Origin of the sequence: Nocardia transvalensis (assembly GCF_015477765.1) — a bacterium.
GTDB classification, from domain to species: Bacteria; Actinomycetota; Actinomycetes; order Mycobacteriales; family Mycobacteriaceae; genus Nocardia; species Nocardia transvalensis_A.
Genome location: NZ_JADLQQ010000002.1, coordinates 54,613 through 76,587, shown reverse-complemented (window position 1 = coordinate 76,587; position 21,975 = coordinate 54,613). Strand labels below are relative to the sequence as shown.

General features: G+C 68.3%; 20 protein-coding genes. 8 read left to right on the top strand and 12 right to left on the bottom strand.

The genetic code is table 11. The features are described from left to right. Positions 1-96 precede the first annotated feature (96 nt). Positions 97-1,545: an MDR family MFS transporter gene (locus tag IU452_RS04285; protein ID WP_228816632.1), complete on the top strand. Its 1,449-nt coding sequence runs from the start codon at positions 97-99 to the stop codon at positions 1,543-1,545. Between the two features lie 53 nt (positions 1,546-1,598). Here the strand turns inward: IU452_RS04285 and IU452_RS04280 are convergent, their stop codons facing one another. From IU452_RS04280 to IU452_RS04240, 9 genes are all read right to left on the bottom strand, one after another. After that, positions 1,599-2,120 (bottom strand): pyridoxamine 5'-phosphate oxidase family protein, encoded by a 522-nt coding sequence (locus IU452_RS04280; protein WP_195107589.1) that lies wholly within the window; start codon positions 2,118-2,120, stop codon positions 1,599-1,601. Positions 2,121-2,167: 47 nt separating this feature from the next. After that, positions 2,168-3,232: a methyltransferase gene (locus IU452_RS04275; RefSeq protein ID WP_195107588.1), complete on the bottom strand. Its 1,065-nt coding sequence runs from the start codon at positions 3,230-3,232 to the stop codon at positions 2,168-2,170. 32 nt (positions 3,233-3,264) lie between these two features. After that, on the bottom strand, positions 3,265-4,092 hold the full coding sequence (locus tag IU452_RS04270; RefSeq protein WP_195107587.1) for a helix-turn-helix domain-containing protein: 828 nt from the start codon (positions 4,090-4,092) through the stop codon (positions 3,265-3,267). Between the two features lie 168 nt (positions 4,093-4,260). Beyond that, on the bottom strand, positions 4,261-5,184 hold the full coding sequence (locus tag IU452_RS04265) for an RNA polymerase sigma-70 factor (RefSeq protein ID WP_195107586.1): 924 nt from the start codon (positions 5,182-5,184) through the stop codon (positions 4,261-4,263). 37 nt (positions 5,185-5,221) lie between these two features. Then, positions 5,222-6,328 (bottom strand): NAD(P)/FAD-dependent oxidoreductase, encoded by a 1,107-nt coding sequence (locus IU452_RS04260; RefSeq protein WP_195107585.1) that lies wholly within the window; start codon positions 6,326-6,328, stop codon positions 5,222-5,224. A gap of 72 nt (positions 6,329-6,400) precedes the next feature. Continuing rightward, positions 6,401-7,477, bottom strand: a complete 1,077-nt coding sequence (locus IU452_RS04255) for an SDR family oxidoreductase (protein WP_267467466.1) — start codon at positions 7,475-7,477, stop codon at positions 6,401-6,403. Beyond that, complete coding sequence (locus tag IU452_RS04250) at positions 7,477-8,898, bottom strand: condensation domain-containing protein (protein ID WP_195107583.1); 1,422 nt, start codon at positions 8,896-8,898, stop codon at positions 7,477-7,479. Before IU452_RS04250 ends, IU452_RS04255 begins: the two co-directional genes overlap by 1 nt. Positions 8,899-8,900: 2 nt before the next feature. Then, positions 8,901-10,100, bottom strand: a complete 1,200-nt coding sequence (locus tag IU452_RS04245; protein WP_195107582.1) for a M20 family metallopeptidase — start codon at positions 10,098-10,100, stop codon at positions 8,901-8,903. Between the two features lie 15 nt (positions 10,101-10,115). Continuing rightward, the gene (locus tag IU452_RS04240; RefSeq protein ID WP_195107581.1) at positions 10,116-10,934 is read right to left on the bottom strand and encodes a class I SAM-dependent methyltransferase; all 819 of its coding nucleotides are present in this window, start codon (positions 10,932-10,934) and stop codon (positions 10,116-10,118) included. A gap of 162 nt (positions 10,935-11,096) precedes the next feature. Here IU452_RS04240 and IU452_RS04235 point away from each other — a divergent pair, with 162 nt between their 5' ends. From IU452_RS04235 to IU452_RS04205, 7 genes are read left to right on the top strand one after another with little or no spacing between them, the layout of a single operon-like run. Continuing rightward, entirely contained in the window at positions 11,097-12,293 is a 1,197-nt protein-coding gene (locus IU452_RS04235) for a phosphonoacetaldehyde reductase (protein ID WP_195107580.1), read from the top strand. Then, positions 12,283-13,602 carry a histidine kinase gene (locus IU452_RS04230; protein WP_195107579.1) on the top strand — a complete coding sequence of 440 codons (1,320 nt, stop codon included), beginning with the start codon at positions 12,283-12,285 and terminating at the stop codon, positions 13,600-13,602. The genes IU452_RS04235 and IU452_RS04230 overlap by 11 nt, the downstream gene beginning before the upstream one ends. A gap of 31 nt (positions 13,603-13,633) precedes the next feature. Continuing rightward, entirely contained in the window at positions 13,634-14,644 is a 1,011-nt protein-coding gene (locus IU452_RS04225; RefSeq protein WP_195107578.1) for a C-terminal binding protein, read from the top strand. A gap of 20 nt (positions 14,645-14,664) precedes the next feature. Beyond that, a complete protein-coding gene (locus IU452_RS04220; protein WP_324192433.1) occupies positions 14,665-15,591 on the top strand; it encodes an isocitrate lyase/phosphoenolpyruvate mutase family protein in 927 nt (308 codons plus the stop codon). Continuing rightward, the gene (gene aepY / locus IU452_RS04215; protein ID WP_195107576.1) at positions 15,588-16,739 is read left to right on the top strand and encodes a phosphonopyruvate decarboxylase; all 1,152 of its coding nucleotides are present in this window, start codon (positions 15,588-15,590) and stop codon (positions 16,737-16,739) included. The genes IU452_RS04220 and aepY overlap by 4 nt, the downstream gene beginning before the upstream one ends. Continuing rightward, entirely contained in the window at positions 16,729-18,132 is a 1,404-nt protein-coding gene (locus IU452_RS04210; RefSeq protein WP_195107575.1) for an aldehyde dehydrogenase family protein, read from the top strand. Before aepY ends, IU452_RS04210 begins: the two co-directional genes overlap by 11 nt. 9 nt (positions 18,133-18,141) lie before the next feature. Next, complete coding sequence (locus IU452_RS04205) at positions 18,142-18,945, top strand: SDR family NAD(P)-dependent oxidoreductase (RefSeq protein WP_195107574.1); 804 nt, start codon at positions 18,142-18,144, stop codon at positions 18,943-18,945. Here the strand turns inward: IU452_RS04205 and IU452_RS04200 are convergent. The 3 genes from IU452_RS04200 to IU452_RS04190 are packed head-to-tail and all read right to left on the bottom strand — an operon-like array spanning position 18,927 to position 21,947. Continuing rightward, positions 18,927-19,148, bottom strand: coding sequence for a phosphopantetheine-binding protein (locus IU452_RS04200; protein WP_195107573.1), 222 nt, complete (start codon positions 19,146-19,148; stop codon positions 18,927-18,929). The genes IU452_RS04205 and IU452_RS04200 overlap by 19 nt on opposite strands. A 10-nt stretch (positions 19,149-19,158) precedes the next feature. Next, positions 19,159-20,601 (bottom strand): class I adenylate-forming enzyme family protein, encoded by a 1,443-nt coding sequence (locus tag IU452_RS04195; RefSeq protein ID WP_195107572.1) that lies wholly within the window; start codon positions 20,599-20,601, stop codon positions 19,159-19,161. Between the two features lie 17 nt (positions 20,602-20,618). After that, the gene (locus IU452_RS04190; protein ID WP_195107571.1) at positions 20,619-21,947 is read right to left on the bottom strand and encodes an aminotransferase class III-fold pyridoxal phosphate-dependent enzyme; all 1,329 of its coding nucleotides are present in this window, start codon (positions 21,945-21,947) and stop codon (positions 20,619-20,621) included. Positions 21,948-21,975: the final 28 nt, after the last annotated feature.

Sequence of the window (21,975 nt, the reverse complement as noted above, 5' to 3'; positions counted from 1 at the left end):
GAACTGTTCCCGTCTGATCACGTGTGGTGCCGGGCAGCCGGAGCTCGCATCGGCCCACACGTCATCCCACGTACATTGAGCACCACGGAGGTACCGTTGTCCGCCGAAATATCCACCAGTCCGGGCAGACGGACCCCGACAGTCGTTCGCCTGCTGGTCCTCGCGACCTTCGTGGTGATCCTGAACGAGACCGTCATGATCAACGCGATTCCGCGCCTCATGACCGATCTCGATGTCACCGAGCGGGCGGCGCAATGGGTGTCGACCGCGTTCATGCTCACCATGGCCGCCGTCATTCCGGTCACCGGCTGGTTCCTGCAGCGGGTCACGACCCGCCGCGCCTACGCGATCGCGATGGGCGTCTTCCTGGCCGGCACCGCCCTGTCGGCCGTCGCACCGTCGTTCGCGGTGCTGCTGATCGGGCGGATCATCCAGGCGGGCGGCACCGCGGTGATGATGCCGCTGTTGATGACCACCCTGATGACGGTCGTGCCCGAACAGGACCGCGGCCGGGTCATGGGCAACGTCACCCTCGCCATCTCGGTGGCTCCGGCCATGGGACCGGTCCTGTCGGGCCTGGTGCTGCAGATCGCCTCGTGGCGTTGGCTGTTCGTGCTGGTGCTCCCGATCGCCGCGGCGGTGACCTGGCTGGGCCTGCGACGGCTGGACAATATCGGCGAACCGGAGACCGGCGCGATCGACTGGTCCAGCGTGGCTTTCGCGGCGCTCGGGTTCGGCGGCCTGGTGTACGGGCTCAGCCGGTTCGAGACCACCAACATCACCGCGCCCGCGCTGATCGTCGTCGCCGGACTGGCCCTGATCGGCGTGTTCGCGTGGCGTCAGCTGCGGCTGCAGCGCATCGGCGCCCCGCTGATGGATCTGCGCATCCTGCTGGCGGGCACCTACGCCAAGGGCCTGATCCTCATGTCCGTGGCATTCCTGGCGATGCTCGGCTCGATGATCCTGCTGCCGCTGTATCTGCAGAACCTGCGCGGGCTGAGCCCGCTGCAGACGGGCCTGCTGGTCATGCCCGGCGGCATGGCCATGGGTCTGCTGGGCCCGACCGTCGGCCGCCTGTTCGACCGGTTCGGCGGGCGTCCGCTGGTGATCCCCGGTGCGCTCGGCATCACGGCCGCGCTGGCCGGTTTCACCCAGATCTCGATGTCCATGCCGTACTGGCAGTTGCTGGCCCTGCACATCCTGCTGATGGTGTCGCTGGCGGCGGCCTTCACCCCGGTCTTCACCCTGGGCCTGGGCGCGCTTCCGCAGCACCTGTACTCCCACGGCAGTTCGATGCTGGGCACGCTGCAGCAGGTGGCCGCCGCCCTCGGCACCGCGCTGGTGGTGACCGTCATGTCCGCCCGCAGCACGGCCCTGGTCGCGGACGGCGCCGATCCGACCAGCGCGCACCTGGACGGCATGCGTCTGGCGTTCGGTGTCTCGGCCGCGCTGTCGCTGCTGGTGATCGCGATGGCGGTCCTGCTGCCGAACCGGTCCAGCACCTTCGAGAAGTCGGGCGAGCGCGAGCCCGCGCTGGTCCACTGATCCGGACAACCCCGAATCCCGTGCGTCGCGGCGGGATTCGGGGTTGTGAGGTCTCACTGCCCGATCGGTACGTAACGGCTGGCCTCCATATCGAGTCTCCGTCGCTCGGTCGGGCGCAGGCCGTGCGCCGTGTCCCACCGCATCAGCCGCAGTTCGTCGTTGCGCCACTGCATGCAGCTCACCGAGTCGAGATCGACGGCGAACAAGCGCCACGAGTCGCGCGGGCGCCAGCCGCTGTGCGCATGGACCGTCTCCGCGGTCGCCACCCGCTGCTGTGCGTCGGTGATCTCGTGGACGCGGCCGCGAAGCGCGATCTCGTCCTCCGGGGTATCGGGGTCGGTCACCGGCGTCTGCACCAGCACCCGGGGATCGCGGACGAGATCGCGCACCTTCTGCGTATCGGCCACCATGACCAGCATCAGCTGCGCACCGACGAGGTGCACTTCGACCGGGCTGATCCTGGGTGTCCCGTCGCGCCGGATGGTCCCGACCAAACCGAAACCCGAGCGCGCCAACCCATCACGCACTCGCCGGGCCAGCGCCGGCGCGGCCTTCTCGAATGCGGCCCACTCCATATCTCCAGCCTGCGCTGGTCTTTCCTGGAAGTCGAGGCCTCGAACGGTCAGTTCGCCACGGCCTCGATGAGGAAGTACGGTGCGGCCTCCGGGAGCGGAGTGACCGAGGTGACCGACAGGCCCGCGCGGCGGCACACGTCCTCGAAGTCCTTGCGCGTGCGCTCTCTACCACCCAGGTTCACCAGCATGTTGAGGTCGCTCAGATAGGTGATTCCGTTGTCGGTGGCGTGGGCTTCGGCGGTGGTGTCGACGACTTCGGGAAGTACGGGCTCCACGATCAGCACGCGGCCGCCGGGCGGCAGCACCGCGCGGCAGTGGCTCAGGATCGTGACCACCTGTTCGTCCGCCCAGTCGTGCAGGACGCTTTTGATCAGATAGACCTGCGAGCCCTCGGGGACCGATCGGAAGAAGTCCCCGGCGACCGGTACGCAGCGTTCCGAAAGCCCGTGCCGCTCCAGCGTTTCCGGTGCCCGGGCCAGGCCCTCCGCCGTGTCGTAGACCACACCGGTGACACGCGGATGCGCGTCGAGCACGGCCGCCAGCAGTGTTCCGTCGCCGCCGCCCACGTCCGTGACCGAGGCGAACCGGCCGAAGTCGAAGGCGTGCGGCAGCACGGCGGCGGCCCCTGCGACGGCCTGGCTCATGGCCGCATTGAACTCCGCCGACAACTCGGGGTGTTCGGACAGGTAACCGAAGAAGTCCGTGCCGAAGACGGCATCGAATGCGACGTCGCCGGTGCGGATGCTGTCGTCCAGGTGCTCCCAGGCGCGGATCAGCGCGGGCTCGGTGAACATCCGCACGAACGAGGCGAGCGAGTCGGGGCGGTGCGGGTCGAGCAGTGCGCCCGCGGGGGTCACGGAGAAGGTGTCCGGTGCATGTTCGGTCAGCAGGCCGAGAGCGGTCAGGGCGCGCAGCAGCCGGGTCATCGGCTGGGGCGCGGCTGCGGCGTCGGCGGCCACCTCGGCGGCCTGGCGTTGCCGGTCGCCGATCAGCTCGACCACCCTCAATCGGATTGCCGCACGCAGGGTTTGCGCGGCCATGCTGCCGAAAGCGAGCCGAACGATCAGGCTGTAGTCGGCCTCTTCCGCCGCTCGGGCATCGGTGCTCGTCACAGGTGTGTTCCTTCCTTTGTTCATTTGGGTGTTCATCGGGCGGACGTCGCCCTACCGGCCAAGGCTCGCGGCGTGCATCCAGCGAAGGCCAGCACGTCCCGATGCAGGTGCGGCTGGTCGACGTATCCGCAGGCCAGGGCGACGTCGGCGGCGTTCTCACCGGCGCTGAGCGCTCGGGCGGCGTGGTCGAAGCGGACCAGCATCGCGGCGCGCTTGGGCGTGAGGCCGATCTGAGCAGTGAATCTGGACCACAGCCGTTTTCGGCTCCACCCGCAGGATGCGGCGAGGTCACCGATGCCGATCCGGCCGCGGTGGGCCAGGATGCTGTCCCAGGCGGCGGCCACCTCGGGCGCCATCGACGGTCCCTGCGCGGCTCGCTGCACGAGGAACTCGTCCACCAGCGTGAGGCGTTGCTGCCACGTCGTGGCGTCGGTCAGCTGCTCGCTCAGCCGTCGCTCGTCCCGCCCCCACAACTGTTCGAGATCGGTGACGGCCCCGTCCAATTCGCGCGGGGAGACTCCCAGCAGCGCATAGGCGGCCATGGGCGACAGGCGCATTTCGATGCACTCGACATACGTGCCGCGGATGCGGGAAGCGCCGGGCGACAGGGCGGCGACGAAGCTTCGCAGAGGCCGCCGCCCACCGGAGCCCTCGACCGTCAACGGGTCGTCCCCGAGCCCGATGATGACGATCACGGCAGGCTGCGGGAGCACCTGCAGATCCAGTCCGGCGGCGCCGCGGTCGCGGTACCCGGCCATCCGGACGCCGTCGACAGACCTGCCGCCGAGGAGGTGGGCGACCTCCCAGCCGTTCTCGGCATCGCGATCCGCCGGGGCGGAACCGGATTCGTAGCTGCGCATGCCTCTACCATTGCCGACTCCGGTGCCGGTGTCTTGGACAAATATTCCCGCCCGGCTACCAGCAGAGACTCTGCGGGTTGGTGAACAGTGCGCCGACCACGACGACTCCGATGCCCACCCGCGCGGTCGCAAGCACCACGGCCCGCCACGCCCGCATGGCCACCATTGTCACCTCGGCCGGCCGCCCTGGCAGGGGAGATCGGTGCGCGGCTGGGTGGCGGCGAAGGCGAGTTTGTCGGGGTTGGCGATCGAGTAGAGCGCCGTGATGTGGTCGTCGGCCACGTCCACGCAGACGACGGCGAGCAGTGCGTCGTCTCGGTAGGCCAGGGCAGCGGGTTGGCCGTTGACCGCACCGATGGTCAGGGTGATACCGGCCGCGCGGGGGTTGCTGGCCAGGGCGGCGAAGTAGCGGGTGACGTGGGGGCGGCCGCGGATCGGGCGGCGCGCCATCGCTATTCGGCCGCCGCCGTCGGCCCAGGCGACGACCTCGTCCGCGAGCAACTCCTCCAACGCCGTCACCTCGCCACGGACCGCGGCGGCGAAGAAGCGCGCGACGATCTCGGCGTGGCGGGCGGGATCGGCGCTGAATCGTTTGTGCCGCTGCCCCAGATGGGTGCGGGCCCGCCGATACAGTTGCCGCACATGGGCTTCGTCGCGGTCGAGCAACTCGGCGATGTCGCGGTAGCGGTAGTCGAATGCCTCGCGCAGGACGAACACCGCGCGCTCGGGCGGGGTGAGGCGCTCCAGCAGCGTGAGCATGGCCAGGGTGACGGTTTCGCGCTGCTCGACGGTCTCCAGCGGGCCCAGCGCGTCGTCGGCGGTGAGCACCGGAGTGGGCAGCCACGGGCCGATGTACTGCTCGCGGCTCATGCGCGCCGAGGCCAGCCGGTTCAGGCACAGATTGGTCACCACCTTGGTCAGCCATGCCTGTGGGATCTGCACCGGTTCGTCGGCGGCGGCGCGCGCATCCCACTTGAGGTAGGCGTCCTGCACCACGTCCTCGGCCTCGACGGCGTCGCCGAGCAGCCGATACGCCAGCCCGAACAGCCGGGCCCGGTGAGCTTGGAACTGCGCCAACGTCTGCGACCGCATCACCGCAGCGTGCCATGTGCGAACCGGTGACCGCATCTCAGCGCCGGACCAGCCACACCGCGCTGCGCGAGATCAGCTCCTTGAAGCGGGCCGAGGCGCGGCCGGTCAGGACGGCGCCGCGCGGGCTGTCGTCGGCGCGGGTGAACTGGGTGACCCCGTCGTGGCGGCCCAGGCTGATGTTCTGCCAGATATAGCGGATGGCAACGGGTTTCGACGGGCGGCCCCGCAGCGTTCGCGTAATCTCCTGTGCCACATAGGGTGCCATCTGCATCGCGGTCTGGCAGGACATGCGGGTCTCGGTGCCGCCCGGGGTGGGAGCCGCGGCGGCGTCGCCGACACCATAGACGTCGGGATGCGAGATCGACCGTAGCCGGTCGTCGACGATCATCCGGCCGACGGTGTCGACGGCCAGCCCGGCCTCGGCGGCCAGGGCGGGCACCCGGAAACCGGCGGCCCACACGATCAGGTCGGCGTCCGTGCGGGATCCGTCGTCGAAGAGCAGTTCGCGGGCACCGACTTTCGCGATGCGACCCTCCCGGACGGCAACGCCCAGCCGGTCCAGCGATCCGCGGAGATGCCGCCGCGCACGCGGCGACAGCCAGCCACCGACCGGCGCTGCGGTCGTCATCTCGACCCGCAACCGCGGATACGCTTCGGCGAGTTCGGTGGCCGCCTCGATTCCGGTGAGCCCGCCGCCGACCACCACGACGACCGCACCGGCGGGTAGTTCCCGCAGCCGGTCGCGCAAGCGCCGCGCGCGATCCGGTTCGGCCAGCGAATATGCGTGCTCGCGCACTCCCGGCACCGCATCCAGATCCGCCCCGCTCCCCAGTGCGTACACCAGCGTGTCGTAGCCGAGCAGGCGCGCCGGACCGTCCACACGCACCCGACGACCCGCCGGATCGAGTTCGGTCACGGTCCCCACCACCAGTTCGACACCGGAACCGTCCAGCAACCGTGCCAGCGGCCGATCGGACAGTTCCTGCCCGGCCGCCAGCTGATGCAACCGGATGCGCTCGATGAAACGGTCGCTGCGGTTGACCAGGGTCACTCGGGCATCGTGGCGGTGCAGCAGGCAGGCGGCGCGAACAGCGGTGTTGAGCCCGGCGTATCCGGCTCCCAGCACGACGATGCGATGGGTCACGTCTCACTCCTCGGGTCGGCGATGCGATCACAGAGTTGAACCGGCGTGACCCGAGATTCGTGACACTGTCTCCTATTTCAGGTACCAGCTGATCAGTCGTTCCACCAGATCCAGGTCGCACACCTCGTCCGGAACGCGAAGCACCGACTCCAGATTGCGACGATCGAACTCGATCTTTTCCAGCAGGTATTTCCCGGTGTACGTCAGGCGCGCGGCCACGGCCCTGTCGAGCACCGAAAGCCTGCCGTCGTCCCAGTCTTCCGGGCGAACGGGGCGCAGCGTCATCCCGAGCCCGTTGCCGACCAGCCTGATCGTGTCCCCCGCCGGAACACCGATCCGGTCGGTCAGGTTGACAATGCGCGGCAGCTCATCGACCTCGGCCAGCGCCAGCAGCCACTCGACACACGTATCGATGGGCACGAGGTTGAGCGTCGCCCCCTCGGCCACTTGCACTGCCGCGGCCCCTCCGGGAAACCGCCGGGCCACACGCTTCATACCCGACATGAAGTTGTAGATGCCGAAATCCGACGTGGTGTGGCCGGTCTTGGACGAGCCCACCACCTGTCCCAGCCTGAACACTGCACCGTCGACGCCGTGCTCTCGCACGAAATCGCGGAAGACCAGTTCCCCTGCGCATTTGGTCGCCTCGTATACCGTCCGGAACCGCGTGCCGTCGGTAACAGGCACCCATTTCTCCTCGGTTGGCGTATCCGATACGCCACCGACATAGGCCGTGCTGATCAGAAAGAACCTCGACCCCGGTCGGCTGTGCCGGACGAACAACCGCAGCGCCCGTTCGGTTCCTCTGGTGTTCACGTCCTCGAGCAAGCCCGGCCGGTTGGGCGACAGATCGACCGCGGCGGCGAAATGCCAGAAGTCGCAGGGTTCCGAGAAGAGCGTGGCAGCGACGAAATCGTCGATCCCCAAACACTCCTGGGTCAGTTCGCAGTCGAACGTCTCGAGGTCCGTGACCGTCGGTGGTATCTGCCCGTCGTTCAGCGTCGCCGACCCGATCGCCTCGAAGACTCGCGTCCGCGCCCCTCGGGCGAGCGCTCTCACGCGGATCCCCCGTCTGAGCATCTCGCAGATCGTATTGCTGGCGACGTACCCGTTCGCACCGTCTACGACGGCGACTCTCGACGAATCCATCACGCGCTCCACAGGGTCCCGTGGAAGCGGCGGTCTATGGTGCCGACCAACTGTCGAAGAGCGATGCCGGGATTCCCCGAGGCCTCGACACAGACGTCGACGACCGTCGCGCACATGGCCGACGCCAGTTCATCGTTCCACAACCGCCGTGCCGCATTGAATGTCATGGCCATCGCCTCCTGCGTTCCCTTGATCGTGAGCATGCCGTCGATCGGAAGCACATTTCCCATCGATGTCCTGTGGAGGGCGTACTCCGCGGCGACGCAATCGGGGCCGAAAAGTGCCTCACCGACCGGGACCTTCGGGACATTCAGCATCTGCACGGGGAAAAGGGCGCTGTTCGGGTCGATGAGCGCGACCGACAGCTCCGGGCAGATCTCGAGTACCTCGATGAAGGGATACCACTGGAAACGGTAGGCCATCAGGCAGTTCTGCTTGAAGGAGGCGACGAGATCCGCGAACGACATCTCCGGCGACCAATGGAACTTGATCACAAAGGGATTGAAGAGCATGGCCACCGACTCGTGGAACCGCGGATCCCTGCGGCCATGGGTGAACGTCGGCAGGAGGTATGCGTCGCAGCCACCGAGATGTCCCACGGTGAGTCCATAGGCCGCGGCGATCACCATGAACGGAGTCGCACGGAGCCTGCCCGCCAAGGTTCGCACCGCCGCGCTTTCCGAGGGCTTCAATCCACGATCACCCCGGCACGTGATCGCCCGGTCCTGCCACTGTCCCGCGTTCTTCCCGGCTATCTGCAAAACCTCGAGGGAACCCACGTAGTCCGGCCAGAAAGCGCGCGCCGCGCACGCCTCCGGGGACTCCAGCGCGGCCAGTTCCTCGCGCACGAGCTGCCCGTAGTGCACCTCGGGTGGCGCGGGGTCCGGTTCGAGACCGGCGGCCGAGCGGTAGAACCGCCCGATATCGCGTTTCAGCACCTCCAGCGACCACGCGTCGGCCACGCTGTGGTGGACCGTCACCTGCAGCAGGCGCCGCTCGTCCGATTCGTTCTCGAGCAGCAGCACCCGCACCAACGGCGGACGCGTCAGGTCGAAGGGCGCGTTGTTGTACTCGACCAGCACCTCTTCGATACCCGGCTCGGCCCATGAACTCCCCGGCGATGCCGGTGGCACACGCTCCACTGTCGTCTCGGGTTCGGTGTCGGAACCGATGACCTGCTCGGCCATTCCGCGGCCGCGGACCACGGCGGTGCGCAGCGCCTCATGCCGTTCGACGCTGCGGGCGACGGCCCCGAACAGCCGGTTCCGGTCGAGCGGCCCGTCGACGGTGAGCCGGAAGGAGATATTGAACGCCTCCGCCGCCCCGCCGGGGCGGATCGATTCCAGGAAGTCCAGCAGATGCTGCCCCGGGGTCAACGGCAGCACGGTCCGGCCCGTCTCCGCGGCGTCCGGCAGGCTCACCATCACGGGCCTTCGCGCAGGAAGTACTGTGCCGCAACCGCATACGTCAGCGCATAGCGTTTCAGGTCGCGCACCGCCACGTACTCGTCGGCCATGTGCGCGATCCACTTTCCCCCGGGTCCGTATACGACGCTCGGGACATTTCCGCGACAGGTCAGGATGGTGCCGTCGGTGGTGCCGGGCACCGCGCCGAGGCGGGGTGGGACACCGTTGACAGTCTCGTGGGCTCTGATCAACGCGGTGACCAGTGGTGTGTCCGTACCTGTTTCGACCCAGGGACGGTCGTCGATCACGGTGACGGTCGATTCGATCCCACAGCCGCGGGCGGCGGTGTCCACGCATTCGCCGACCCGTTTCAGCAGCGTCTCGTGATCCACTCCGGGGACGGTGCGAATATCCAGGAACAGCGAGCTCGTCCCGGAAATCGTGTTCATCTGGTCCGGGGTTCCCGCCTGCGCCACCGTGGGAGTGATGGAGGGGGCACCGAGCGGCGGCCGGGCACCCACCTCCCCCACCAGCTTGCTTTCGAGTTCTTCCAGGCCGAGGACCGCACGGGCCATGGCGGGTAGCGTGTTCCGGCCCTGCCACGGCATGGCGCCGTGGCTCATCACTCCGGTGAAATCGGCCCTCAGCCGCATAGCGCCCTTCGACGTCGGGCACACCTCGTCGCCTTCGGGTTCGCAGCAGATCACCCCGTCGACATCGCGGACGAACCCTTGGGACACCGCCGCCTTGGCCCCCGTCATCATCCCCTCTTCGTCGGCCAGCAGCAGGAGGCGGATACGGCCGGGAAAAGGACCCGACAGTTGCAATGCCCGCGTCCCGTAAAGCATTGCGGCGACACCCGATTTCATGTCGGCGGCGCCGCGTCCGTAGAGCTTCCCGTCGTGGATCTCGCCGCCGTAGGGGTCGACGGTCCACTGGTCGGGATCGCCCTCGGTCACCACGTCCATATGGCCTTCGAAGGCCAGGGTCGGTCCCGCTCCGCCGCCTCCGGCCAGGGTCACCACGATGTTGGGGCGGCCATCGGAGTCGAAGAACTCTGCGTCCCAACCCCATTCCCTGACCTTGGTGAGCAGGAAGGCGGCAACGGCGCGCTCACCTCTGCCCTCCTGCTGCAGGGAGTGGGTCCGCACGAGGTTCTGCGTGAACTCGATGAGTTCCTGCTCGTCGATCACGGCGTCCAGTGAAGCGATATCCACGTTTCCCCCCGGGGGTCAGCGTCCAACAATGCTACGACGCCCACTGCGCCGTTCCGCCCTGATCCACGACATCGCCTGCCGCAGCCCGACGACCTCGCCCGCCTCGGCGACGAAGGTCGTCCCGAAGCTGCCGCCGTCGTCGATCGGCCCGAGCGCCTTCACCTTTCGCCGCACCTCGGCAGCCTCCTGCGGTCCTGCGCCGCCGTCGTCGAGCCACTGCTGCAGCGGCCGGTAGCTGGTGGTCCTGTGGCATTCGACCACCTCCAAGGAGTTGTCGCGCAGGAGCTCCACGATCCGGCTCTCCGACAACGTCGATGCGTGCCCCGGGTCCCGGACTCGCTGTATCTCCTCGACCCGGCTGTGTGCGTCACCGGAGAGGCCCGTGACGTTGTCCGCGACGATGAGGTGACCGCCGGGCCGTACCACCCGCGCCATTTCGGCTACGGCGATATCAGGGCGCTGGATGTGGTGCAGCGCCCGCGTGCACATGACGAGATCGAATGCGCCTGCCGCGAAAGGCAACTCCTCGACGAGGGCGACGACCAGCCGCACCGCGCTCCCACCGCCGCCCGCGCGCGCCTGACGGAGCATCTCCACCGACGAGTCGACGCCGACGATCGTCGTGCGCGGACCCGCCTGCGCCGCCACGGCCGCCGCGGCGGCGGTTCCGGTGGCCACGTCGAGGACATGCTCCACGTTCAACGGGCGGATCATCCGGGCCAGCAGTTCCGCGTCGAGGCGCCTGCCCTGCCCCTCGGCGTAGGACTGCGCAATTGTCGCGAATCTCAACCGGTTTCGTGAAACCTGCTCGCGGTAGCCATGGTCATCCGTCACACCTGGGTGCCCTGCGAGTTCGTGAGACTCCATGAAACCGGCCTCCGGAAGTTCGTGCACGACTGGGAAGTTCGTGCACGACTGATGGGACAACAAGCCCTGATACTAACCGAGCCTAGGGTACCGTTAGGATCTCGTTCTTTCGATGAAGGCAGGTGGTCGATGGATGCCACCGATGTGCGCGTCGGCACCGTGCTGCTGGACTCGCCTCGCACGATGGCCGGAGTGCGGGCCGCCGAGGTCGTCGCCGAGGTCGTGGCCGCCGCGGCGGGCACGGCGGCCCCGCGCGTGCTCTTGGTAGCCGGTGGTGGCTTCGCTTTCCGTAGCTGGTCCGAACCCCTACTGGCCGCGCTGGGAGCGTTTCGGCTCCACATCGTGGTCCGATCGGGCCTGCCGACCCCCGAGTCCGTGGCTGTGCTGGCTCGCCAGGTGCGGGCTCATCGAGCCGACGTGGTCGTCACGGTGGGCGGCGGCAGCGTCATGGATGTCGGTAAGGCCGCCGCGGCGCTGTCGGTCGATCCCCATCCCACGCCCGAACTGGTGGTGCGGACGTGCGAGGAAGGGGCCCGCGCCGAGGCCGCTCCGCCGGTCATCGCCGTGCCCACGACCCCCGGAACCGGTGCTGAGGCAACACCATTCGCCACGATCTGGCACAAGGATCGGGGCCGTAAACTGTCCTTCCGGGGATCCGCCCTGCGGCCGATGACGGCGATTCTGGACCCGGATCTGCTGGTCGGACTTCCCGAATCCCAGCTCCTCAGTTGCCTTCTGGACACCCTCGCGCAGGGCTTGGAAGGCGCGTGGTCGATCCGGGCCGACGAGCAGTCCGAATGGCTGGGAACGACGGCGTGGACCCTGTTGGCCGAGCTGCTGGACCGGCCGCATCACGGCTTGGGATCAGCGCAGCGCCGTGCCGCTCTGCTCGCCGGGCACCTGGCCGGACGGGCGATCGCCATTGCGGGAACCACTGTGTGCCATGCGATGTCGTATCCCCTGACCCTGCGCCACGGGCTGAGCCACGGGCATGCCTGCGGGCTCACGCTGGCGCCGGTGCTCAGGTACAACGCACTCGTCGGCGACGACTGCACCGACCCGCGCGGGGCCCTGCGGGTCCGCGACGCTATCGCGCGTGTGGTGCAGGCCGCAGGCGTGGACGGCGTCGAGGCGCTGGCTCGAAAGATCGAGGCGCTCGCGATGTCGCCCGCACTGCCCTCGCCCCCCGACATTCGCCACGACGCGCCGCGGATCGCCACGGAAGCACTCGCTTACGACCGCGCGGGCAACAACCCCCGCCGAGTGGATGCGCAGGCCCTGACACGCCTGTTGGCCGGGATCGCGGAGACCGATTATGCGCGTTGACAACTACAAGGTCGTCCACTGGCTCAACGTCAGGAAGATGACCACCGGGCAGATAGCAGCGGCCGTCGGCCTGGACCACGAACAACTCACGAAGTTGTTGGCTCCGAGCGACGACGAGTGGCCCGACGACATCGCCGACGCGGTGGCGCTGGCATTGCAGGTCACGCCCGAGCAGCTGGTCTCCAGCGGCCGCTGCGATCTGACCGTGCTGGTCCGCACCGCCGAGGACCTGCGCGACACCCGGCGGCCCATTCAGCGCGACGGCATTCATTTCTACAACTACTACACCATGGCGGCACCGCCGGGCGCGGTCGCGCCGGTCATACTCGATATCCTGTGCCCCGCCGACCGAGTACCCGCGCTGAACAACGGGCATCTCGAGCCCGCCATCACCATCAATCTCGGCCCCGGTGATATTCACGGGCGATGGGGCGCGGAGCTCGGCGATGCCACCTGGCAGGTGATCGAAACCAACTCCGGTGAGGACGAGTGGATCGTCGGCGACTCCTATGTCGAGCCGTCCTATTGTCCGCACAGCTACTCGCTGGCCGGTACCGACCCGGCCCGAATCGTGTCCTACACCGGTCGATCCGCGCTCGCGGGACTCCTGGAAGACATCAACGACTGGTCGGATCCCGCGGCGAGCGCAATGCTCGGATGGCTCGGCGAAAGCTCGACCCCACAGAAGGTGGCCAACCTGCTGCTGGCACGCCGCGGGCACACCATCGCCTCGGCCGCAACAAGTCTGGGCGTGAGCGACTTCGATCTCGTCGCCGCCATCGACGAGGGCTCGGTCGAGCTGTTGCGTGAGCTGGGAACGAGGCTCGGGTTCGACTACCGACTGCTGATGCGGCCCGCGACCAGGCACGACCCCGTGGGCAAGACCTTCAAGAACATCGAACAGTGTCGCCGGGAGATACGGACCTTCCAGGGCTACCAGGTCACATCGATGGCCTCCGCACCCCACCTACCCGATCTCACCGGACTGTTCATGCGCGTAACCGGTGACACCGGCGGAATCCTGTCCGAACCGGCCGAAACCCACTATCTCGTCACCGCTGGATCACCCACTCTGCACTGGGCCCGCGCCGACGGGCGGGAGGGACGGACCGAGCTGGGCGTCGACGCGTCGGCCTGGGTGGCACCGTTCGTGACACATCGGTGGTCCGGCGAGGGTGCGTTGATCAAGCTGGGTTCCGGACGACATCTCGGCTACCTCGACCTGTACGAGCTCACCAACACCTATGCCGCGGCGGCCACCGTGCGGCGTGGCCGCAGAGACGGCCGCGGCTGGGGTTACGACTCGTGAGCACCGCCTCGCGTCACCATCGGAGGGAAGATTGCGCGTCGTCTACACCGATCCCGCCTGGGCCCTGAACGACCGAGGGCAGCCGGATCCCGCCCGCGCCGATATCGAGCGTGCGGCATTCGGCAGCGACATCGACCTGCGCCTGGGGTTGTTCGACGGCCGATACCTGGTGCAGGGTCCGGCTTTTCACGATCATGTGCGCGGTGCCGACGCCCTGGTGATCTATCGTTGTCAGGTCACCCCCGACCTCCTCGAGGCGGTCGGGCCGACCTGCCGGGTCATCGCCCGCAGCGGTGTCGGCATCGATAATCTCAACGCCCCGCTGCTGGCCGAAGCGGGCATCGTCTCCTTCAATGTGCCCGACTATTGCGTCGACGAAGTCAGCACCCACACCCTGGCCCTGTTGCTGGCGTCGGAACGCAAGGTCTGCACCCAGGACCGCCTCGTCAAGGACCGCCGGTGGAATATCCACGCCGGTGGGGTGCCACGGCGGACGGCGGCAGGTACCGCCGGAATCATCGGGTTCGGCCGCATCGGCCGGGCGACCGCCCGGAAACTGCAGGCGTTCTACCGGAGAATCATCGCCTACGACCCTTATGTGTCGGCCGACCTCATGGCCGGATACGGCGTCACGGCCGCTACGGATCTGGCCGAATTGTTCGCCACCGCAGACGCGGTCGTCATCCACGCGGCGCTGACCGACGAGACCGACCGGCTCGTCGATGCCGCCGCACTGGCCGATGTGCGGCCGGGTGCCCTCCTCGTCAACACCGCCAGGGGTCGGCTGGTCGACACGGCCGCCGTACTCGAAGCGCTCGAGGCGGGCCGGCTCGGCGGTTTCGCCTCGGACGTGTTCACGCCCGAGGACCCCAACGACGATCCGACGGCCCGGAAGCTGCTGACCCGCGACGACGTGGTGGTGTCGGCCCACCGCGCCTTTCTCTCGGTCGAATCCGAGCGCAGTTGCCGACGACGGATCGCCGAGGGAGTCGCCGGTGTCCTGGCCGGCGGTCCCCCACCCGCCGAAGGCAGAGTGACCTGATGCGTAGAGAGGCAGTGCGCGTGAGAGAGAACCTCCCTGTCCGAACAGGATCAGCGGCCGACAGTGCCGCCGGTACGCGGTTGCGCAGGCTTCTCGCCGAACCCGAGCCGGCCTACCTCATGGGGGCGCACGACGGCCTGAGCGCCCGCATCGCGGCCGACGCCGGATTCCCCGGCATCTGGGCGTCGGGCCTGTGCATGTCGACCGTCCTGGGAGCTCGTGACAACGACGAGGTGTCCTGGGGGGAACTGCTGGATCTCGCCGCCAGGGTGGTCGGGGGCAGCGGCCTGCCCGTCCTCGTCGATGCCGATACCGGCTACGGCAGTTTCAACACCGCACGGCGATTCGCCGCGCGGGCCGAGCAGATCGGCGCGGCGGGAATCTGCCTGGAGGACAAGGTCTTCCCCAAGATGAACTCCTACTTCGGAGACCGCCACCCCTTGGCACCGATCGGGGAGTTGTGCGCGAAAATCGCGGCCTGCAGGGACAAGGTCGACGCCGAGTTCGTGATCGTGGCACGGGTCGAGGCGCTGATCGCCGGTGCCGGGATGGCCGAGGCGCTCCGTCGCGCCGAGGCGTATCGGCAAGCCGGTGCCGACGCCATCTTCATCCATTCGCGTCGGCACACCATCGATGAGATCGCCGAGTTCACCGATCAGTGGGGTACCCGGCTGCCGTTGGTGATCGCGCCCACCACCTACCACTCGGTCCCCACCGAGAAGTTCGCCGAACTCGGTATCGCCGCGGTGATCTGGGCCAACCACGCCATGCGGGCCTCGGTGGCCGCCATGCGGCAGGCCTGCCGGTCGCTGCGCCGCGACGGCGCGGCCGCCGTGGAGCCGACCATCGCCTCCCTGCAGGAATTGTTCGACCTCATGGGCTATCAGGACCTGGAAACCGATGAGGCGCACTACACCTCGCTGGCACAGAAGTGGGAGGATTCGTGATCGACGCCGACGATCTGCTCGGCGGGCTCGTCGCCCGCGGCGTGGTCGACGTCGTCGGCGTGCCGTGCTCCTACCTGACCCCACTGATCAACAGGGCGGCGTCCGGCTCGGCCGCGCGCTATCTCCCGGTGACCCACGAGGGCGAGGCGGTCGCGATCGCCGCGGGCTGCTGGCTGGCCGGTGCCACAGCATGTGTCATCGGACAGAATTCGGGCCTCGGCAATATGGTCAACCCGCTCACCTCGCTCACCCACCCCAGCCGCATCCCCGTTCCTCTGATCATCAGCCGCCGCGGGGAACCGGGATTCCCGGACGAGCCGCAACACGAGCTGATGGGGGCGATAACGCCCGAACTGCTGGACCTCCTGCGAGTCGGGTATGCGGTGATACCCGCCGAGACCGCCGAACTCGCCGAATGCCTGGATACCGGCTGGGCCGAAATGGACCGCGAGCAACAGCCTTTCGCCTTCGTTCTTCGAAACGGCACGCTGGCTCCCCAGCGGCTCGAGGAGCCGCCACCGTCTCCCCCGGTCGTTCCCACGGTCACGCGGTCCGGCAAGAACCGGGATGCGCCGACCCGGCTGGGGGCGCTGGAGTGCCTGCTCGGATCCCTCGCCGATGCGGCTGCGGTGGTGTCCACCACGGGGAAGACCAGCCGTGAGCTATACGTGATATCCGATCGGCCGCAGCACTTCTACGTGGTCGGTGCGATGGGATCGGCCAGCGCCGTGGGGCTCGGGGTCGCACGGCACACCCACCGCCCTGTCGTCGTGATCGACGGCGACGGCGCGGCACTCATGCGGCTGGGCACGCTGGCAACCGTCGGTGCCCACGCCGGACCCAACCTGGTCCATGTCCTGCTGGACAACAGGGTCCACGACTCCACGGGAGGCCAGCAGAGCCTGGCAGCGCAGGTCGACTTCCCTGCCTTGGCGAGTGCCTGCGGATATGCCCGCGTGTACGACTGTGCCGATCTCGGCGACTTCACCGACGCCCTGAAAGCCGCGCAGATCGAGCCCGGGCCGACGTTCGTCTACCTGACGATCCGGCCGGGCTCGACCGCCGGGTTGGGCCGACCCACGGTTCATCCGTCGGAGGTGGCACGGCGGTTCCAGGCTTTCGTGACAGGACCCGATCATGTTTCGTGACGGCGCATTACACCCCTCCTCCGAGCAACTCGCGGTGCGCAACCCCTGGACCGGGGAGACCGTCGGCCTGGTGGCGCGCGACACCGTCCCTCACGTGGACGAGGCGGTAAGGGGAGTCCGAGCCTCCTGGCGACCGCTGCGACCGGACCGGCGGGCAGCGATCCTGCACAGGGCCGCGGCCCTGATCCGAGAACGATCCGGGGATCTGGCCGACCTGATCTCGCGGGAATCCGGCGTCTGCATCGGCGAGACCCTGCGGGAGACCGAACGCGCCGCGACCAACCTCGTCGTCGCCGCGACCGAGGCCGAGCGGCTGCGCGGCGAAAGCATCCCGGTGCCGGGCCAGGATCGGCTGGCGCTCACCAACTTCGAGCCGATCGGGGTCGTGGCGGCGATCACGCCGTTCAACCGGCCGCTCAACCAGGTCGTCGTGAAGGTGGCGCCCGCCGTGGCCGCTGGCTGTGCGGTCGTGCTGAAACCCTCGGAGAAGACTCCCCTCACCGCCCTGGCCTTCGCCGACATCATGCTCGAGGCCGGGCTCCCGCCCGAGCATCTGGTCGTCACGACGGGCGAGCCCGCAGTGATCGGCCCGGCGCTCGCCGGTCACCCGGACATCGACATGATCACCTTCACCGGCTCGGTGAGCACGGGACGGAGAGTGGCCGCAGCGGCCGCAGGCAAGAAGGTGTTGCTGGAGTTGGGTGGAAACGATCCCCTCATCGTGCTGCCCGATGCCGACCTGGGACTTGCGGTGCAGTTGGCGGCCCAGGGCGCCTTCGCCACTGCCGGGCAGTCCTGCCGGGGAATCAAGCGCGTGATCGCCGTGGGCGCGGTGGCCGACGACCTGGTCGCCGGGCTGGTCGAGCAGACCCGCCGCAAGCGGGCGGGCGATCCACTCGATCCGGCAACCGAGGTCGGCCCGCTCATCAGCGAGGAGGCGGCAGTCACGGTGGAGCGGCGCATCGCCGACGCGGTCGCCTCCGGCGCGAAACTTCTGCACGGCGGGGATCGGCGCGGTCCGCTCGTCACGCCCGCCGTCCTCGATCATGTGCCACCCGATGCCGAGTTGGTGATCGAGGAGACGTTCGGTCCGGTGGCACCGGTGATCCGGGTGCCGGACATGGCGGAGGCGATCAGGGTCGCCAACGGGACCCGGTACGGGTTGCAGGCCGGAGTGGTCACCTCCGACGTGGCCGAATTCTCCGCCATCGCTGCGGCCCTGCGGGTCGGTGCCGTCAATCTCAACGCGGGACCGCATTTCGACTCGCCGCACATCCCGTTCGGCGGCGTCAAGTCCAGCGGCATCGGCCGCGAGGGCATCCCCTATTCGATTCGGGAGATGAGCACCATCAAGACGGTCACGCTGCCGTACCCGCTGCACAGAGAAAGTTAGGACGTAGTGATGACTGCGGAGCCGGACGCCAATTCCGTTGCTGCCGACTATCGGGCGCTGTTTCGGCTGGACGGGAAACGTGCCCTCGTGATCGGCGCGGGCAGCGGCATCGGCCGCGAATCGGCGCTCGCCCTCGCGGCACTCGGCGCGGAGGTGGTGTGCGCGGATATCGACGCCGCGAAGGCGGAGGAGACCGCACAGCGAGCCGGGGCGCCCGCCGTTGCCCTGCAGGTGGATGCGCGCGATGCCGAGGCCGTCGATGCGGCCGCCCATGCGCTGCCCGAGCTGGACGTGCTCGTCTTCACGACCGGGAGGAATGTCCGCAAGCGCGTATTCGACTACGCCATAGAGGAATTCGACGCCGTTCTCGACCTGAACCTGCGCGCGGCCTTCCACATCATTCGCGCATTCGGCAAGGGAATGGTCGCCCGGGGCGCCGGTTCCATCGTGGGCCTGTCGTCGATCCGGGCGGTCACCGTGGAACCCGGGCAGGCCGTGTACGCGGCATCGAAGGCGGCCCTGGTGCAGCTGATCCGCGGAGCCGCTGCGGAATTCGGTCCTTCCGGAGTGCGGGTGAACGCGGTCGCACCCGGGGTCGTCCGGACTCCGCTGACCGACTCGATCTTCACGGTGCCGGAGTGGCGGGCCGCCTACGCGTCCAAGAGCGCACTGGGCCGGTGGGCCGAGCCGAGCGAAATCGCCGGGGCCGTCGCCTTTTTGGCGGCCGACGCCTCCAGCTTCGTCACCGGGACGATGCTGAGCGTCGACGGCGGATGGACCGCCGTCGACGGGCGCTACGACCCTCCATGCTGACACACGTCCTCGACGAAGGTTCCCATATCGGGCGCCTCGAAGAGCATGGTCATAGGAAGCCCGGCACCGAACTCCGCCCGTAGTGCGGACATCAGCTGGTCGGCGAGCAGCGAGTCACCGCCGAGTTCGTAGAAGTTCGCGGCCGATTCGGTGTAGCCGGTGCCGCACACCCGCCCGACCACGGCCCAAACCCGTTCCTGCACAGCCAGTCTCCTAGTCCCATCTCCGCAGCTTGCCGGCGGCGGTCCGGTGCACATCGTCCACGATCTCGATCACTCGAGGCGTCTGGGCTCTCGTCAGCTCGGCGCGGCAGCTGCGCCACAGCTCGGCCAGGATCTGCGCTTCGTCTCCGCGGTGCAGGCTGACCTCGGCGTGCACGACCTGCCCGAGCCGGGGATCGGGCATGGGGCGGATACGGATATCGCGCACGGCAGCGTGGCGTTCCAGGACCCTCTCGATGTCCCGGGGAAAGACCTTGACACCGCCCACGTTGATGGCGTCGTCCTTGCGCCCCACCAGGGTCACGTAGCCGTCGGCATCCATGTATGCGAGATCACCGACGCTGTAATGCCCGTCGGCCTCCGCCAACTTCGGTCCCGAGCCGATATACAGCGGCTGCCGGGCATTCTCGTCGGTCATGAACAGCTCGCCCGTGCTCCCGGCGGCGACCTCCTCGCCGAAATCGTCCAAGATCCGCACCGAACAGTGGGCCGGACGTCCGACCGACCCGGGATGGCGGAGCCACTCGTCGCCGCGGATGCTGAGGACGCCGATGCGTTCGACGCTGCCGTATTCCTCGTACACCCTGGTCGGCTCGACCAGCTCCAGCCACCGGCGTTTCACCGCGTCCGGGCATCCGGCTGCGGTGTGCACGACCAGTCGCAGCGAGGAGAACCAGCGGCTGTCCATGCCGCACGCTTGGAGGAGGGTGCCCATCTGCGCGGGCACGGTCCGGAGGACCTCCACCTGCTCGGACCTCAGCAACTCCAGGAACAGCTTCGGAGAGGCGTTGCCCGGGATGACGATGCGGTGGCCCAGTGCGAGTCCGTGATAGAGCGCTCCGAAACCCGCGTGGTAGAGCGGGAGTCCGACGATCTGGGTCTGGCCGTAGGTCATCCCCCGCTCGCGTTCCAGGCCGCTGAGCGGTCCGGACGTGTCGTATGCCCACGGCCGGTTCCTGACGACGAGTTTGGGGACGCCGGTCGTTCCTCCCGACAGCGACACCGACCTGGGCATTGCGTCCGCCAGCAGCTCGGCCAGCCCCGGAACCGGATCCTCCCGCCGGTGACAGGACACCAGGCCCCGGTCGGCTCCTTCGACAACCCAGCCCCGTGGATATCGGTCCACGACATCCGATTTCGCCGCCTCCGACCATCGGTGGTCCACCGGGACGACGACGGCGCCCGCCTCCCACAGCGCCAGCGTCGCCACGACGTGGCCGATGCCCGGCGGCAGTGCGACCGCGGCGACATCGCCCGCGCGCAGGCCGCCCTGCCGGTATGCCTCGGCCCGCGCATGCGCCCGGGTCACGAGGTCGTTCCAGGTGATCTCGTCGCTCGTGGCGGCGGTGAAGCCGCGAACCTTCACCGCGCAGTCCCGCGGCCGGTCCGCCGCCGTCTTCGCGACGAGCTCACAGATCGAGACTCTGCCTGCCATAGGGGATTCTCTTCCGCTCATCCCTTGCCGAGGACGTATTCATCGGCAATGGACAGGGTTTCGTCCAACAGGGCCAGTCCCTCCTGCAGCTCCGCCTCATCGATGATCAGCGGCGGGCACACCAGGACGATGTTCCAGTGGGTGAGCAGATACAGGCCCTTGCCGAATGCCTCGGCCGTCACCCTCCGCATCGGCTCGGCGGCCGCGGCGTCGGGGTTGAACGGGACGAGGGGCTCCTTGCTCTCGCGGTCGGTGACCAGTTCGATCCCCCAAAAACATCCGCTTCCTCGGATATCCCCGATCGACGGATGCCGTTCGGCCAACTCGCGCAGCCCCGCCCCGATCAGAGCACCCAGTTGGTTCGAGCGTTCGACCAGCCGCTCCTTCCGATAGACGCCCAGCGCGGCCACGGCCGCCGCGCAGGCCACGGGATGGGCACTGTGGGTCAACCCGTACGGGAACATCGAATCCTGCAGCCATGGGGAAAGCCGGTCGCTCACGGCGACCGCCGCCAGCGGCAGATAACCGGCGGTCAAACCCTTTGCGCAGGTGATGATGTCGGGCACGACGCCCCACCGGTCGCAGGCGAACCAGGCTCCGGTGCGTCCGAACCCGGTCATCACCTCATCGAGGATCAGCAGAATCCCGTGTTCGGTGCACACCTCGCGGATCGCCTGCAGATATCCGTCGGGCGGGACGATCACGCCGTTGATGCCGGTGACGGGCTCGATGATCACCGCCGCCACGTTCTCGGCGCCCTCGTACCGGAGCAGTTCCCGCAGATGGGGTGCGCCCGAGCACACCGGGCAGGGCGTGGGATGCCCGGCCGGGCAGCGGTAGGTGTAAGGGTCCAGCATGCGGACGACGCCCGGCATCCCAGGCTCCCCGACCCACCGGCGCGGCTCACCTGTCAGCGTGAGGGCACCTGTCGTGCTGCCGTGGTACGACCGGTAGCGCGCGATGACCTTGTTCCGGCCGGTGTATGCCCGCGCCAACCGGATCGCGGCCTCGTTCGCCTCGGTTCCGCTGCAGGCGAAGAAGAACGAGTTGAGGTCGCCCGGAGTGACCTCGGCCAGCCGATTCGCCAACTCCTCGACGATCTCGACATCCCACGGGCGGCCGATCGTCGCCATCGTGGCCACCTGCTGCTGCACTGCCTCCTGGATCTCCGTGCGGCTGTGCCCCAGATTGGCGTTGACGAGTTGGGAGCCGAAGTCGAGATAGGACCGCCCCGCGGCGTCGAAGAACCGGCAACCCTTACCGCCGACCATTCGCGGTGGCGATTGCACACCCTGTTTCGACCATGACTGTATGACCCGTCCTCGTGCTGACGTCGACTCTCCCATGGGTTGAGACACCTCCCGATTACTGTGG

Bases quoted from the DNA above. Each gene is read 5' to 3' on its own strand.
- IU452_RS04190 (WP_195107571.1), bottom strand. From the start codon at position 21,947: ATGGGAGAGTCGACGTCAGCACGAGGACGGGTCATACAGTCATGGTCG.
- IU452_RS04195 (WP_195107572.1), bottom strand. From the start codon at position 20,601: ATGGCAGGCAGAGTCTCGATCTGTGAGCTCGTCGCGAAGACGGCGGCG.
- IU452_RS04255 (WP_267467466.1), bottom strand. From the start codon at position 7,477: ATGGATTCGTCGAGAGTCGCCGTCGTAGACGGTGCGAACGGGTACGTC.
- IU452_RS04210 (WP_195107575.1), top strand. From the start codon at position 16,729: ATGTTTCGTGACGGCGCATTACACCCCTCCTCCGAGCAACTCGCGGTG.
- IU452_RS04230 (WP_195107579.1), top strand. From the start codon at position 12,283: ATGCGCGTTGACAACTACAAGGTCGTCCACTGGCTCAACGTCAGGAAG.
- IU452_RS04270 (WP_195107587.1), bottom strand. From the start codon at position 4,092: ATGCGCAGCTACGAATCCGGTTCCGCCCCGGCGGATCGCGATGCCGAG.
- IU452_RS04235 (WP_195107580.1), top strand. From the start codon at position 11,097: ATGGATGCCACCGATGTGCGCGTCGGCACCGTGCTGCTGGACTCGCCT.
- IU452_RS04265 (WP_195107586.1), bottom strand. From the start codon at position 5,184: ATGCGGTCGCAGACGTTGGCGCAGTTCCAAGCTCACCGGGCCCGGCTG.
- IU452_RS04280 (WP_195107589.1), bottom strand. From the start codon at position 2,120: ATGGAGTGGGCCGCATTCGAGAAGGCCGCGCCGGCGCTGGCCCGGCGA.
- IU452_RS04205 (WP_195107574.1), top strand. From the start codon at position 18,142: ATGACTGCGGAGCCGGACGCCAATTCCGTTGCTGCCGACTATCGGGCG.